General features: G+C 68.9%; 14 protein-coding genes. 1 reads left to right on the forward strand and 13 read right to left on the reverse strand.

Annotated elements, in window-relative coordinates:
* Nucleotides 1–10: 10 nt before the first annotated feature.
* From nuoK to ACYVIO_RS01635, 13 genes are all read right to left on the reverse strand, one after another.
* Complete coding sequence (nuoK, locus tag ACYVIO_RS01575; protein ID WP_077019076.1) at nt 11–310, reverse strand: NADH-quinone oxidoreductase subunit NuoK; 300 nt, start codon at nt 308–310, stop codon at nt 11–13.
* Nucleotides 307–1,152 (reverse strand): NADH-quinone oxidoreductase subunit J, encoded by an 846-nt coding sequence (locus ACYVIO_RS01580; protein WP_460648816.1) that lies wholly within the window; start codon nt 1,150–1,152, stop codon nt 307–309. The genes nuoK and ACYVIO_RS01580 overlap by 4 nt, the downstream gene beginning before the upstream one ends.
* Complete coding sequence (gene nuoI / locus ACYVIO_RS01585) at nt 1,149–1,697, reverse strand: NADH-quinone oxidoreductase subunit NuoI (protein WP_460648817.1); 549 nt, start codon at nt 1,695–1,697, stop codon at nt 1,149–1,151. The genes ACYVIO_RS01580 and nuoI overlap by 4 nt, the downstream gene beginning before the upstream one ends.
* Nucleotides 1,690–3,021, reverse strand: coding sequence for an NADH-quinone oxidoreductase subunit NuoH (gene nuoH / locus ACYVIO_RS01590; RefSeq protein ID WP_460648818.1), 1,332 nt, complete (start codon nt 3,019–3,021; stop codon nt 1,690–1,692). Before nuoH ends, nuoI begins: the two co-directional genes overlap by 8 nt.
* Nucleotides 3,018–5,447, reverse strand: coding sequence for an NADH-quinone oxidoreductase subunit G (locus ACYVIO_RS01595; RefSeq protein WP_460648819.1), 2,430 nt, complete (start codon nt 5,445–5,447; stop codon nt 3,018–3,020). Before ACYVIO_RS01595 ends, nuoH begins: the two co-directional genes overlap by 4 nt.
* Entirely contained in the window at nt 5,444–6,745 is a 1,302-nt protein-coding gene (gene nuoF, locus ACYVIO_RS01600) for an NADH-quinone oxidoreductase subunit NuoF (protein ID WP_460648820.1), read from the reverse strand. The genes ACYVIO_RS01595 and nuoF overlap by 4 nt, the downstream gene beginning before the upstream one ends.
* A 2-nt stretch (nt 6,746–6,747) precedes the next feature.
* Nucleotides 6,748–7,581, reverse strand: coding sequence for an NADH-quinone oxidoreductase subunit NuoE (gene nuoE / locus ACYVIO_RS01605; RefSeq protein WP_460648821.1), 834 nt, complete (start codon nt 7,579–7,581; stop codon nt 6,748–6,750).
* The gene (locus ACYVIO_RS01610; protein WP_460648822.1) at nt 7,582–8,919 is read right to left on the reverse strand and encodes an NADH-quinone oxidoreductase subunit D; all 1,338 of its coding nucleotides are present in this window, start codon (nt 8,917–8,919) and stop codon (nt 7,582–7,584) included.
* Complete coding sequence (locus ACYVIO_RS01615; protein WP_460648823.1) at nt 8,919–9,626, reverse strand: NADH-quinone oxidoreductase subunit C; 708 nt, start codon at nt 9,624–9,626, stop codon at nt 8,919–8,921. The genes ACYVIO_RS01610 and ACYVIO_RS01615 overlap by 1 nt, the downstream gene beginning before the upstream one ends.
* A complete protein-coding gene (locus tag ACYVIO_RS01620; protein WP_184799101.1) occupies nt 9,623–10,177 on the reverse strand; it encodes a NuoB/complex I 20 kDa subunit family protein in 555 nt (184 codons plus the stop codon). Before ACYVIO_RS01620 ends, ACYVIO_RS01615 begins: the two co-directional genes overlap by 4 nt.
* 3 nt (nt 10,178–10,180) lie before the next feature.
* Nucleotides 10,181–10,540 (reverse strand): NADH-quinone oxidoreductase subunit A, encoded by a 360-nt coding sequence (locus ACYVIO_RS01625; RefSeq protein WP_184799103.1) that lies wholly within the window; start codon nt 10,538–10,540, stop codon nt 10,181–10,183.
* 109 nt (nt 10,541–10,649) lie between these two features.
* Nucleotides 10,650–11,963, reverse strand: coding sequence for a geranylgeranyl reductase family protein (locus tag ACYVIO_RS01630; RefSeq protein ID WP_184799105.1), 1,314 nt, complete (start codon nt 11,961–11,963; stop codon nt 10,650–10,652).
* 159 nt (nt 11,964–12,122) lie between these two features.
* A complete protein-coding gene (locus ACYVIO_RS01635) occupies nt 12,123–12,821 on the reverse strand; it encodes a demethylmenaquinone methyltransferase (protein WP_460648824.1) in 699 nt (232 codons plus the stop codon).
* A 210-nt stretch (nt 12,822–13,031) separates the two neighbouring features.
* Here ACYVIO_RS01635 and ACYVIO_RS01640 point away from each other — a divergent pair, with 210 nt between their 5' ends.
* Nucleotides 13,032–14,303: an isochorismate synthase gene (locus tag ACYVIO_RS01640; RefSeq protein WP_460648825.1), complete on the forward strand. Its 1,272-nt coding sequence runs from the start codon at nt 13,032–13,034 to the stop codon at nt 14,301–14,303.
* Nucleotides 14,304–14,437: the final 134 nt, after the last annotated feature.

The following is a 14,437-nucleotide window of genomic DNA, read 5'->3' on the forward strand; positions in this document are numbered from 1 at the left end:
GGTGATTACCTCAGTACTTGAGCAGGTTGGCGTCGTCGACCGAGGCCGAACGACGGGTGCGGAAGATGGCCATGATGATCGCCAGGCCGATCACGACCTCGGCCGCGGCCACCACCATCACGAAGAAGGCGGCGATCTGGCCGTCGAGATTGCCGTGCTGGCGGGCGAAGCTGACGAACGCCAGGTTGCAGGCGTTCAGCATCAGTTCCACACACATGAACACGACGATGGCGTTGCGGCGTACGAGAACACCGAGAGCACCGATGCTGAAAAGGATCGCCGCCAAGATGATGTACGGCTCGGTGCTCACAGCTTGTCTCCTTCGCCGTAGCCGGTCAGGTCCGTGCCCTCGGGCTCGGACGGGACCTGGTCACCGGGGTCGCCTTCGCTGATCCGGCGGACCGTGTCGATCTCGTCGCGCTCCTCGTTCTCGGGGAACACGGTGCCACGGGCCTGCAGGACGCGCGAAACCGAGGTCGGCGCGATCGACCCGTCCGGCAGCAGCGCCGGGGTGTCGACCGCGTTGTGCCGGGCCAGGACACCGGGCGTCGGCAGCGGACCGGGGTGCACGCCGTGGTCGGCGTACTTGCGGATCCGCTCCTCGGCCAGGTCGCGCTGGGTCTTCCGGCGGGTCAGACGCTCGCGGTGGGCCAGCATCATCGCGCCCATCGCGGCGGTGATCAGCAGCGCCGAGGTCACCTCGAAGGCGAACACGTACTTGCCGAACAGCAGCTGGGCGATCCCGTGCGGGTTGCCGTCCGGCTGGGCCTGGCTCAGCCCGACCGGGTCGCCGTACACGGCGTTGCCGACCGCGAAGACCAGCAGCACGCCGATCCCGAGGAAGGCCAGCCCGGCGAGCAGGCGCTGTCCGCGAATCGTCTCCACCAGGGAGTCGGACGCGTCGACACCGACCAGCATCAGCACGAACAGGAACAGCATCAAGATGGCGCCGGTGTAGACGATGATCTGTACGGCGAACAGGAACGGCGCGTCCTGCGCGGCGTACTGCACGGCCAGGCAGACCATCACCGTGGCCAGCAGCAGTGCCGAATGCACCGCCTTGCGGACCAGGATCATCGCGATCGCGGCCAGCACCATGACCGGCGCCAGCATCCAGAACGCGACCTGGCCGCCGGTGACGAGGCTCGTCACTTGTCGCCACCACCCTCGCTGGGCACCGCCGCGCCGGTCAGGCCGCGGTAGTAGTCCTTGTCGGTGGTGCCGAGCTGCATCGCGTGCGGCGGCTCCTCCATGCCCGGCAGGAGCGGCGCCAGCAGGTCCTTCTTCTCGTAGATGAGGGACTCACGGCTGCGGTCGGCCAGCTCGTACTCGTTGGTCATCGTGAGCGCCCGGGTCGGGCACGCCTCGATGCAGAGTCCGCAGAGGATGCAGCGCAGGTAGTTGATCTGGTACACCCGGCCGTACCGCTCGCCGGGCGACATCCGCCCACCCTCTTCGTTGTCCGCGCCCTCGACGTAGATCGCATCCGCGGGGCAGGCCCACGCGCACAGCTCGCAGCCGATGCACTTCTCGAGGCCGTCCGGCCACCGGTTCAGCTGGTGCCGGCCGTGGAACCGCGGGGCGGTCGGCTTCTTCTCGAACGGGTACTCCTCGGTGAACACCTTGCGGAACATCGTCCGGAAGGTGACCCCGAATCCCGCTACGGGATCCCAGAGGGATTCTTTGACGCTAGCCACGGCTGCCTTCCTTGCTACGACTGTTCGTCTCGGTTCGGCTCGGGGTGTTGACGAGCGGTGGGGGAACCGGGAACCCGCCGGCGAACGCGTCGAACTCCGCGTCGTCCACCTCGGGTTCGGGGTCGGTCTTCTTCTGCGGCAGGAACATCGTGATCACCGCGACCAGCGCGACGGCCCCGGCGGCCAGCAGCAGCCAGTTGCGCTGGAACTCGACCTCACGGCCGACGGCGCGCACGGTGGCGACCAGCACGATCCAGCCCAGCGAGACCGGGATCAGGATCTTCCAGCCCAGCTTCATGAACTGGTCGTAGCGCAGTCGCGGCAGCGTTCCGCGCAGCCAGATGTAGAAGAAGATGAAGCACATCATCTTGCCGACGAACCACAGCACCGGCCAGAAGCCGGAGTTCGCGCCGTCCCAGATCGAGATCGGCCACGGCGCTCGGTACCCGCCGAGGAACAGCGTGGTGGCCAGCGCCGACACGGTCGCCATGTTGATGTACTCGGCCAGGAAGAACATCGCGTACTTCATCGACGAGTACTCGGTCAGGAAGCCGGCCACCAGCTCGCCCTCGGCCTCCGGCAGGTCGAACGGCGCCCGGTTGGTCTCGCCGACCATCGAGATCACGTAGATCACGAACGACGGGAACAGCAGGAACGCGTACCACCCAGGGATCGGGATGTCGGCACCGAACAGGTTGACCGACTGGTGCGAGCCCTGCGCGGCGACGATCTCCGAGGTGGACATCGAGCCCGCGAACAGGAACACCGTCACCAGCGCCAGGCCCATCGCGACCTCGTACGAGATCATCTGGGCGCTGGAGCGCAGACCACCGAGCAGCGAGTACGTCGAGTTGGACGACCAGCCGCCGAGCACGATGCCGTAGATGCCGATCGAGGCGATCGCCATCACGTACAGCACCGAGACCGGCAGGTCGGTGATCTGCAGCCGGGTGTAGGTGTCGGTGAACGGGATCTTCACCGTCGGGCCGAACGGGATCACCGCGAAGGTCAGGAAGGCCGGGATCGACACGATCACCGGCGCCGCGACGTAGACGAACTTGTCCACGCCCTTCGGCATCAGGTCTTCCTTGAACATCAGCTTCATACCGTCGGCCAGCGACTGGAGCAGACCGAACGGGCCGTGCACGTTCGGGCCGACCCGGTGCTGCATCCGCGCCACGACCCGGCGTTCCCACCAGATGTTGAACAGGGTGAGGACGACCAGGAAGACGAAGACCAGCAGCACCTTGAGGCCGACGACCCACCAGGGGTCGTTGCCGAAACCGGCGTCCGGTACGTCGGCCAGCGGGACGACGAGACTCATGAGTTTCCTCCGGCGATGGTCACGATCGAGCCGTGGTCGGCGTGCAGCGCGCGCCGTACGTGCGAGTCGGCCGAGTTCGTCGGCAGCCAGACCACGTTGTCGGTCATCGGGGTGATCGCGACCGGCAGCCGGATCGAGCCGGCGTCGGTGCTCACCACGAGCTCGTCGCCCTCGGTCACGCCGACCCGGTGCGCGGTCGTCAGCGACAGCCGGGCGACCGGCGTGCGCGCGGTCGCGACCAGGTGCGGCTCACCGTCGTTGCCGCGGCTGGCGTCGATCAGCATCCGCCAGGTCGACAGCCGGGTCGAGTCGAACGCGCCGAGCGACGGACCGGCCTGGTACGTCGGCTCCTGCGCGCGGTCGCCGTCCCAGCGGCCGAGCTCGTCGTACTCGCGCTTGGCACCGGCCGGGGTGCTGAACCCGAGCGACAGGTCCATCTCCTGGGCCAGCGCGGCCAGCGCGCGGACGTCCGGCATCGCGGCCGGCACCTTGAGCACGACCGGGAACGGCCGCTCGCGGCCCTCCCAGTTCACGAAGGTGCCGTCCTTCTCGGCCGGCGGTACGACGGGGAAGATCACGTCGGCGTGCTCGGTGACCTGTGAGCTGCGGACCTCGAAGCTGACCACGAACGGCGCGGCCTCGAGGGCGGCCAGTGCGGCCGCCGGGTCCGGCAGGTCGTCGATCTCGACACCCGCGACGACCAGGGCCGCCAGCGATCCGGCCGAGGCCAGGATCTCGCCGGTGTCCCGGCCCGCCGCGGTGGGCAGGCTCTCGACGCCCCACGCGGCCTGCAGGTCGACCCGGGCCTGAACGTCCGAGACCTGCCGGCCACCGGGCAGCAGGCCCGGCAGGCAACCAGCCTCGAGCGCACCCCGGTCACCCGCACGACGCGGGATCCAGGCCAGCTGGGCGCCGGTGTCGAGCGCCAGCCGCAGCGCCGCGGACAGTGCACCAGGCACAGTCGCGAGCCGCTCACCGACGATGATCACCGCGTCCGGTCCGAGCGCTGCCTTCGCGGCCGCACCGGTGTCGCCCTGGTTGCCCAGGTCACCCAGTACGGCGGCTTCAGTGCCCGGCGTGGTCGAGACCACGACGCCGTCGAGCTTCTCGACACCGCGCGACGCGAGCGACGCGACCGTGAACACCTTGGTGCCGCGGTTGCGCACGCCCTTGCGGAGGCGGAGGAACACCGTCGGCGCCTCCTCCTCGGGCTCGAACCCGGCCAGCAGCACCGCACCGGCCCGCTCCAGGTCGGCGAACGACGTACCCAGACCCGTACCGGCGACGGCGGCGGCCAGGAAGTCGGCCTCCTCCGGCGAGTGCGGGCGGGCCCGGAAGTCGATGTCGTTGGTGCCCAGGGCAACACGGGCGAACTTCGAGTACGCGTAGGCGTCCTCGAGGGTCAGCCGGCCACCGGTCAGGACGGCGGCGTTGCCGCGCGCGGCGGTCAGCTTCTTCGCCGCGAAGTTCAGCGCCTCCGGCCAGGACGCCGGCCGCAGCTCGCCGTCCTCGCGGATCAGCGGGTGGGTCAGCCGGTCGCCGGTGGTCGCGTAGTTGAACGCGAACCGATCACGGTCGGAGATCCACTCCTCGTTGACCGCCGGGTCGTCGCCGGACAGTCGCCGCATCACCTTGCCGCGGCGGTAGTCGACGCGGATCGCCGCACCGGAGGAGTCGTGCTCGGCCACCGACGGCACCGACACCAGGTCGAACGGCCGCGAGCGGAACCGGTACGCCGCCGAGGTCAGCGCGCCGACCGGGCAGATCTGGATCGTGTTGCCGGAGAAGTAGCTCTCGAAGGGCTCCTTCTCGTAGATCCCGACCTGCTGCAGCGCGCCGCGCTCGATCAGCGCGATGAACGGGTCACCGGCGATCTGCTCGGAGAACCGGGTGCAGCGGGCGCAGAGCACGCAGCGCTCGCGGTCCAGCAGCACCTCGGCGGAGATGTTGATCGGCTTGGGGAAGGTCCGCTTGACCGCGTCGAAGCGGCTCTCGCCGTTCCCGTTGGTCATCGCCTGGTTCTGCAGGGGGCACTCGCCGCCCTTGTCGCAGACCGGGCAGTCCAGCGGGTGGTTGATCAGCAGGAACTCCATGATCCCGTGCTGCGCCTTGTCCGCGACCGGCGAGGTCACCTGCGTGCGGACCACCATGTTGTCCGCGACGGTGATCGTGCAGGAGGCCTGCGGCTTCGGCATCCCCCGGCCGTTGCCGGCGTCGGGGATCTCGACCAGGCACTGACGGCAGGCGCCGACCGGGTCGAGCAGCGGGTGGTCGCAGAACCGCGGGATCTGGATCCCGGCCTTCTCCGCCGCCCGGATCAGCAGGGTGTTCTTCGGGACCTTGACCTCGATGTCGTCGATGGTCACGGTGACGAGGTCGACCTTCTCGACCTCGGCGCCCGAAGGAGGATTGGCTTGGATGGTCATGCGCTTGCTCCAGCGGTCGCGAAGACGGTGGACGCCATCGGGTCGAACGGGCAGCCGCCGTGGGTGAAGTGCGCGAGGTACTCGTCCTTGAAGTGCTGGATCGAGCTGGTGATCGGCGCGGTCGCACCGTCGGCCAGCGCGCAGAACGAGCGGCCGGTGATGTTCTCGCTCAGGTCCAGCAGCGTCTCGAGGTCGGCCTCGCTGCCCTGGCCCTTCTCCAGCCGCTCCAGGATCTGGACCAGCCACCAGGTGCCCTCACGGCACGGCGTGCACTTGCCGCAGGACTCGTGCTTGTAGAACTCGGTCCAGCGCAGCACCGAGCGGACCACACAGACGGTCTCGTCGAAGATCTGCAGCGCCTTGGTACCGAGCATCGAGCCGGCCGCGCCGACACCCTCGTAGTCCAGCGGGACGTCGAGGTGCTCCTCGGTCAGCAGCGGCGTGGACGAACCGCCCGGGGTCCAGAACTTCAGCTGGTGCCCTTCGCGGACCCCGCCGGCCAGGTCGATCAGCTGGCGCAGCGTGATGCCGAGCGGCGCCTCGTACTGGCCCGGCCGGACGACGTGCCCGGACAGCGAGTACAGCGTCATGCCCTTGGACTTCTCGGTGCCCATCGTGCCGAACCAGTCCGGCCCGTTCTTGATGATGGCGGGAACAGAGGCGATCGACTCGACGTTGTTGATGACAGTGGGGCAGCCGTACAGACCGGCCACGGCCGGGAAGGGGGGACGCAGCCGGGGTTGACCGCGACGACCTTCCAGCGAGTCGAGCAGCGCCGTCTCCTCGCCACAGATGTAGGCGCCGGCGCCGGCGTGCACGATGACGTCCAGGTCGTAGCCGGAGCCGAGGATGTTCGTGCCGATGAAACCGGCGGCCTTGGCTTCCTCGACGGCCTGCTGCAACCGTCGTACGACGTGCAGCACTTCACCGCGGACGTAGATGAACGCCGTCGACGCACGGATCGCGTACGACGAGATGATGACGCCCTCGACCAGCGTGTGCGGCGAGGCCATCATCAGCGGGATGTCCTTGCAGGTGCCCGGCTCGGACTCGTCGGCGTTGACGACCAGGTACTTCGGCTTCGGGTTGTCCTGCGGGATGAACGACCACTTCATCCCGGTCGGGAAGCCCGCGCCACCGCGGCCGCGCAGACCGGAGTCCTTGACGGCGGTGACCACGTCGGCCGGCTGCATCCGCAGCGCGGTCTGCAACGCGTCGTACCCGCCGGAGCGCTGGTACGACGAGAGCTGCCAGGCGCGGATCTGGTCCCAGTTGTCGGACAGTACCGGGGTCAGCATGGTCAGTCCTCCTTCCGGGAGTCGGGGGTGGCCGGGGAACCGGTGCCGGACTCCTTGCCCGGCTGGTCCTCGGGCCGCGGGCCGGAGGCGGCCTCGGGCGAGACCGTCTGCTCGGCGGCCGCACCGCCGCCACCGTGGTTGCCGTTCGGCGCGGTCCAGTTGCGCTCGCGGGCCAGCCGGAGACCGGCCAGCGTCGCCTTGCCACCGGTCGGGCCCTCGTCGGCACGGCCGTCGGGGAACCCGGCCAGCACGCGCTCGGCCTCGCGCCAGGTGCAGATGGTGGCGCCGCGCGGCGACTTCACCTCGGTGCCCTCGCGCAGGTCGTCGACCAGCTGGGTGGCCGACTCCGGCGTCATGTCGTCGAAGAACTCCCAGTTCACCATCATCACCGGCGCGTAGTCGCACGCGGCGTTGCACTCGAGGTGCTCGAGGGTGATCTTGCCGTCCTCGGTGGTCTCGTCGTTGCCGACGTCCAGGTGGGACTTCAGCCGCTCGAAGATCAGGTCGCCGCCCATCACCGCGCACAGCGTGTTGGTGCAGACGCCGACGTGGTAGTCGCCGACCGGGCGGCGCTTGTACATCGTGTAGAAGGTGGCGACCGCGGAGACCTCGGCGCCGGTCAGCCCGAGCACGTCGGCGCAGGCCTCGATGCCCTCGGGGGTGACCCGGCCCTCGACCGACTGCACCAGGTGCAGCATCGGCAGCAGCGCGGAACGGCCGACCGGGTACCGGGCGGCCAGTTCGCGCATCTCCGCGATCGTGGTCTCTGAGATCTTCGAGTCGCCGGTGCTGTAAGGCACCTGCTTGTCGGTCGCCGTAGCGTGGTTCTCGGCCATTTAGCGGTCCACTCCACCCATCACCGGGTCAAGGCTGGCGACGGCCACGATCACGTCGGCGACCTGTGCGCCCTCGCACAGGATCGGCATCGCCTGCAGGTTTGCGAAGGACGGGTCACGGAAGTGCGCCCGGTACGGCTTGGTGCCGCCGTCGGAGACCAGGTGGCAGCCCAGCTCGCCGCGCGGCGACTCGATCGCCACGTACGCCTGGCCGGCCGGTACCCGGAAGCCCTCGGTGACGAGCTTGAAGTGATGGATCAGTGCTTCCATCGACTCGCCCATGATGTGCTTGATGTGGTCGAGGGAGTTGCCCATCCCGTCGTTGCCGACGGCCAGCTGGCTCGGCCAGCCGATCTTCTTGTCGGCCACCATCACCGGCTCGCCCTCCATCTTGGCGAGGCGCTCGGCGCACTGCTCGACGATCCTGAGCGATTCCCACATCTCCTGCAGCCGGACCCGGAAGCGGCCGTACGAGTCGGCGGTGTCCCAGGTGGGCACGTCGAAGTCGTAGGTCTCGTAGCCGCAGTACGGCTGGGTCTTGCGCAGGTCGAGGCCGTAGTTCGCGGCGCGCAGCGGCGGGCCGGAGATGCCCAGCGCCATGCAGCCGGCGAGGTCCAGGTACCCGACGTCCTGCAGCCGCGCCTTGAAGATCGGGTTGGCGTTGCAGAGTTCGGCGTACTCCGGAAGGTGCTTGTTCATCCAGGTGATGTAGTCCCGGATCTTGTCCAGGGCACCCGGCGGCAGGTCCTGCGCGACCCCGCCCGGACGGATGAACGCGTGGTTCATCCGCAGGCCGGTGATGAGCTCGAACAGGTCCAGCGTCATCTCACGCTCGCGGAACCCGATCGTCATCACGGTCAGCGCGCCGATCTCCATCCCACCGGTGGCGATGCAGACCAGGTGGCTGCTGATCCGGTTGAGCTCCATCAGGAGCACCCGCATCACGTTGGCCTTCTCGGGGATCTGGTCCTCGATCCCGAGCAGCCGCTCGACGGCCAGGCAGTACGCCGTCTCGTTGTAGAACGGCGACAGGTAGTCCATCCGGGTGCAGAACGTGACGCCCTGCGTCCAGGAGCGGAACTCCATGTTCTTCTCGATACCGGTGTGCAGGTAGCCGATGCCGCAGCGGGCCTCGGTCACCGTCTCGCCCTCGATCTCGAGGATCAGCCGGAGCACGCCGTGCGTCGACGGGTGCTGCGGGCCCATGTTGACGACGATCCGCTCTTCGGGCTCGTCGGCCAGGCCGGCCACGACCGAGTCCCAGTCCTGACCGGTGACGGTGAAGACCTTGCCCTCGGTGGTGTCCCGGGTGGTGGCGTAGGGGTCTGTAGTGGTCATTAGTTGTACGACCTCCGCGTGTCGGGCGGCGGGATGACGGCGCCCTTGTACTCGACGTCGATGCCGCCGAGCGGGTAGTCCTTGCGCTGCGGGTGGCCCGGCCAGTCGTCGGGCATCTGGATCCGGGTCAGCGCCGGGTGCCCGTCGAAGACGATGCCGAAGAAGTCCCAGGTCTCGCGCTCGTGCCAGTCGTTGGCCGGGTACACACCCACGATCGACGGGATGTGCGGGTCGGTGTCCGGGCAGGACACCTCCAGCCGGATCCGCCGGTTGTGGGTGATCGAGAGCAGGTGGTAGACCGCGTGCAGCTCACGGCCGGTCTCGTTCGGGTAGTGCACCCCGCTGACGCCGGAGCAGAACTCGAACCGCAGGGCCTCGTCGTCGCGGATGTGCTGCGCGACCTCGACCAGGCGCTCCCGGCGTACGTGCAAGGTCAGCTCGCCGCGATCGACGACGACCTTCTCCAGCGCCTGGTCACCGACCAGGCCCTCGAGCCGCTCGGTCGCGCCGTCGAACCAGGAGCCGTACGGCTTCGCGCTGCCACCGGGCAGCGCGACCTGACGGCGCAGGCCACCGAAGCCGGAGGTGTCACCGGTGCCACGGACACCGAACATGCCCTCGCGCTGGTCGACGACCTCGGCCGCCGGCGTCTGAGCGTCGCCGCCGGTCGTGGTGGCCGGAAGGTTTTCAGGTTGGGTGTCGCTCACCGGAGCAGACCCTTCAGTTCAAGCGTCGGGGACGCGGTCAGCGCGGCGGCCTCCTGCTCGGCCTGCAGCGCCTTCTTGTTCGCGCCGAGCTTGCCGTTCTGGATGTCCTCGTGCAGCTTGAGGAAGGCGTCCAGCAGCATCTCGGGCCGCGGCGGGCAGCCGGGCAGGTACATGTCGACCGGTACGACGTGGTCGACGCCCTGGACGATCGCGTAGTTGTTGAACATGCCGCCGGACGAGGCGCAGACCCCCATCGCCAGCACCCACTTCGGGTTCGGCATCTGGTCGTAGATCTGGCGCAGCACCGGAGCCATCTTCTGGCTCACCCGGCCGGCCACGATCATCAGGTCGGCCTGACGCGGCGAGGCCCGGAAGACCTCCATGCCGAACCGGGCGGCGTCGTAGCGCGGCGCACCCGTCGTCATCATCTCGATCGCGCAGCAGGCCAGCCCGAAGGTTGCCGGCCACAACGAGGCCTTCCGCATGTACCCGGACAGGCCTTCCACGGTGGTCAGCAGTACGCCGGCCGGAAGCTGTTCCTCAACACCCATAGGTCAGTCCCACTCCAGTCCGCCGCGGCGCCACACGTAGGCGTAGGCGACGAAGACGGTTGCGATGAAGATGACCATCTCGATCAACCCGAACAGTGCCATCTGGTCGAAGGCGACGGCCCACGGGTAGAGGAAGATGATCTCGATGTCGAACACGATGAACAGCATCGCGGTGATGTAGTACTTCACCGGGAAACGGCCACCGCCGACAGGCTGCGGGGTCGGCTCGATCCCGCACTCGTAGCTGTCGAGCTTGGCCCGGTTGTAGCGCTTCGGGCCGACCACCGCGCTGGTCACCAAGGTGCCCGCCACGAAGATCGCCGCCAGTACGCCGAGCACGAGGATCGGTACGTAAGGGTGCATCGGTCGGTGCTCCCTCCTTCTTGCGTCGTCCTGCCGCCTGATTTACCTGTTGCGAGTCAGCACTGTGTTATCAGTACCGCTGTGGCTCACGTCACTCGCCCCGCCGCTTTTACGCGGCCGGGGCCACCTTGGTGAGTCCGTTGATGATCTTGTCCATCACGTCGCCGTCGCGCGGGTCGGTGAGGTTGGCCAGCAACTTCAGCGTGAACTTCATCAGCGTGGTGCGCGGCAGACCGTACTTCGTGCACAGCCGCATCACCTCCGGATTTCCGATCAGCTTCACGAAGACCCGGCCGAGCGTGTAGTAGCCGCCGTACTCCTGCTTCAGCGCCTTCGGGTACGCCGACAGCGCGCGCTCGCGCTGGTTCGGCTGCCGGCGCAGCGCCTGCGCGGCGACCTCCGCGGCGAACGCCCCGGACTCCATCGCGTACGGGATGCCCTCGCCGTTGAAGGGGTTCACCATGCCGCCGGCGTCACCGAGCAGCATCAGGCCGCGGGTGTAGTGCGGCTGCCGGTTGAACCCCATCGGCAGCGCCGCGCCCCGGATCGGGATGGTCTGGAACTCGTCGCGGAACTGCCACTCCTCCGGCGTGTTCTTCAGCCACTGCTTGAGCAGGTCGGCGTAGTCGACCTTGCCGAAGGCGTCGGAGGTGTTCAGGATGCCGAGGCCGACGTTGACCGTGCCGTCGCCCATCCCGAAGATCCACCCGTAGCCCGGCAGCAGGTTGCGCTGGCCGGGGTTGTTCGGGTCGTCGGTCCACAGCTCCAGCCACGACTCGAGGTAGTCGTCGTCGTGGCGCGGGCTGGTGAAGTAGGTGCGCACGGCCACGCCCATCGGGCGGTCGTCGCGCTTGTGCAGGCCCATCGAGACGCTGAGCCGCGAAGAGTTGCCGTCGGCAGCCATCACCAGCGGCGCGCGGAACTCGACGTCCTCGCCGGCCCGGCGGCCGTTGTCGTCGACCGGCTTGGCCGTCACACCGACGATGAAGCCCTTGTCGTCGAGGATCGGCGCGGTCACGTTGGTCCGCTCGCGCAGCTGGGCGCCGGCCTTGACGGCCTGGCGGGCCAGCATGTCGTCGAAGTCCATCCGGTTGCGGGTCAGCCCGTAGTTCGGGTGGCTGGCCAGGTCGGGCCAGTCCAGCTGCAGCTGGTGCCCGGCGCCCTGGATCCGCAGGCCGTAGTTCTTGATCCAGCCGGCCTCTTCGGAGATGTCGATCCCCATGTTGATCAGCTGCTTGGTCCCGCGCGGGGTGAGGCCGTCGCCACACACCTTCTCGCGCGGGAACGCGGTCTTCTCCAGCAGCAGGACGTCGAGACCGGCGTTGGCCAGGTGGTACGCCGCGGCCGAGCCTGCGGGCCCGGCGCCGACGACGATCACATCAGCGGTCTCGGCCTGCTGCCTGTGCGGCACGCTCTGGCTCATCTCATCCCGGCCTGGAGTTGGGGCAGTTGGTCTCCGGACCCTCGTGAATCGCTTCACGAGGTCTGGTCACCCGACAGTCTAGGACTGCCTGACGAGGACGCGAAACCGACCCGGACTCCCTTGCCCGCAAGCGATTTAGGTCCCGCTTTCCTTGCGTAATTAACTCGGCTTCACGCCTCGGTGGATGGCGACCAGACCACCGGTGAGGTTGGCCCACTGGACGTGGGTCCAGCCCGAGGCCTCGATCGCGCGGGCCAGCGGCTCCTGCGGCAGCCAGGCGCGGGTGGACTCCGCGAGGTACTCGTACGCCTCGGGGTTGGACGACACCAGCCGACCGACCACCGGCACCGCGCGCATCATGTACTCCAGGTAGGCCACCCGGAACGGCTTCCACGTCGGGTGCGACTGCTCGAGTACGACGAGCCGCCCGCCCGGCCGGGTCACCCGGAGCATTTCCTGCAGCGCGACCGTGACGTCGTTCACGTTCCTGAGCGCCCACGAGATGGTCACCACGTCGAAGCTCTCGTCCGCGAACGGCAGGTGCAGCGCGTCGCCCGCGATCAGGGCGAGCTCGGGGTAGCGCCGCTTGCCGACCCGCAGCATCCCGACCGAGAAGTCGCAGGACACCACCTCGGCGCCGGCCTCGCGCAGCTTGATGCTGGACGCGCCGGTCCCGGCGGCCAGGTCGAGGATCCGCATCCCCTTGCGCGGGGCGATCTCGGCCAGCGTCGCCGGCCGCCAGACCAGCTTCTCCAGGCCCATCGTCGCCACCGCGTTGGTCCGGTCGTAGCCCTCGGCCACGTTGTCGAACATCGCGGCCACGTCGTGCGGCTGTTTGCTCAGGTCTGCGCGGGTCACCGGTTCAGTGTTGCGCAGGACGCGCGCCACCGGGCAGCCGGGGTTTGTCCGGTGGATCACGGTCGGCCTGTCTGGTTGATCACGGCTCCGGGAGGCACCGAAATTCACTGGACACGGACCAGGCATACGCTTGCATGCCGTGAGGGAGCGTCAACCAGCCAGATCGGCCACCGTGACCCGGGACCGAGCCGAGCAGCGAGGAGCGTTGTCGTGAGCTTGCCTGACCCGGTCCACCCCGGTGCCGAGCCGGTCCCGCACCTGGTGGTGCGCAGCCACCCGGTCGACGGCGTCTCGAAGTACCTGCTGGACCACCTGCCGGCCGACGGAGCACTCGCCTGGGTACGCCGGGGCGACGGCCAGGTCGGCTGGGGCGTCGCAGCCCGGCTCGACGTTGCCGGGAGCAACCGCTTCGAGACGGCCCAGGAGTGGTGGAAAGCACTCACCGCGGCAGCCGTCGTACGCGACGACGTCGGCGTACCAGGGTCGGGACTGGTCTGCTTCGGATCCTTCGGTTTCACCGACCAGGACCCGGCCGGGCTGGTCGTGCCCGAGGTGATCGTCGGGCGCCGCGGGCGCACCACCTGGGTGACGACGATCTCGCCCGCTTCGTCGCTGGCTGCGCCGCCCGAGCTGACCGTGAACGACCCGGCTCCGGTCGGCGAGATCGCGTTCGCCGACGGCGCCCGGTCCGGGACCGAGTGGTCCGCGATCGTCGCCGACGCGGTGAAACGCATCACGTCCGGCGAGGTCGACAAGGTCGTGCTCGCGCGTGACCTGGTCGCCCAGTCGGACCAGCCGATCGACCTGCGCTGGCCGCTGAAGCGGCTCGCGTCGGCGTACCCGAACTGCTGGACGTTCTCCGTCGACGGCCTGATCGGGGCCACGCCCGAGCTGCTCGTACGCCGGGAGAAGGGTCTGATCACCTCCCGCGTCCTGGCCGGCACGATCCGCCGTACGGGCGACGACGCGCACGACCTCGCGCTGGCGGCGTCGCTGGCCAGGTCGAGCAAGGACCTGGAGGAGCACGAGTTCGCCGTCCGGTCCGTCGCCGAAGCGCTCGAGCCGCACTGCAAGTCGATGAACGTGCCGGAGACGCCCTTCGTCCTGCACCTCCCGAACGTGATGCATCTCGCGTCCGACGTCGCCGGCGTCGCCGCCAACGGCGCCTCAGCCCTCGGCCTCGCCGCCGCACTGCACCCGTCGGCAGCGGTCTGCGGTACGCCGACCGACGTCGCCCGCGACCTGATCGCCGAGGTCGAAGGCATGACCCGCGGCCGCTTCAGCGGCCCCGTCGGCTGGATGGACGCCTCCGGCGACGGCGAGTGGTGCATCGCCCTCCGCTGCGGCCAGGCCGACCCCGACGACCCGACCCGCATGCGCCTCTACGCCGGCGCCGGCATCGTCGCCGGCTCCGACCCCGACGCAGAACTGGCGGAAACCAACGCCAAACTCGTCCCCATGCGCGACGCGCTGGGAATCTGACCTCTCCAGCCCACGCGTCCTCCGCTCCCACCCACCCCCGGCTTAGCGCCGTGCGTTCAGTTCCGGCTAGCGCCGGGGTGTGCGGCTAGCGCCGGAGCTTCGGGCTAGCGCCGGAGCTGCGGCTACCGGCTAAC

Source organism: Kribbella endophytica, assembly GCF_054781295.1.